This window comes from Pseudomonas sp. SH10-3B (assembly GCF_019891415.1).
Taxonomy (GTDB): Bacteria; Pseudomonadota; Gammaproteobacteria; order Pseudomonadales; family Pseudomonadaceae; genus Aquipseudomonas.
The window spans coordinates 1-306 of record NZ_JAFLXD010000149.1 but is presented as its reverse complement, the minus strand read 5'-3'; the positions used below and the strand labels follow the sequence as shown (position 1 = coordinate 306).

The 306-nt window shown below is 57.2% G+C and carries 1 protein-coding gene; it reads left to right on the top strand.

Annotated elements, in window-relative coordinates:
• A partial coding sequence (locus tag J1G35_RS30745; RefSeq protein WP_223016890.1) for a hypothetical protein occupies positions 1-306 on the top strand: 306 nt, incomplete at both ends.

Below are 306 nucleotides of genomic sequence, written 5' to 3'. Positions count from 1 at the left end.
TTGAGCAAGTATTCAAGGTGGGGGATGAGGTGGCGCTGGTGGCGCCGGTTTCTTCTAAAGCCCCCAGTAAAACGGTCGCTATGTGCAAAGCCCAGGGCTCGTTGACTCTGGTGCATATGTTCGAAAGCACTCGGTTTGTGCCAATCGGCAATACGCCGGTGATGCTGCAAGCCATTGCCCAGGACGGCAGCCCGCTCGGCGCACCACTGCATCGAACCATCGGCCCCAGCGGCATCCTCGAAATCACCGAGTGTGATCGCAACCAGCCGTACCAAATCACCTTCTATCCCAACGTTTCCAAGGATC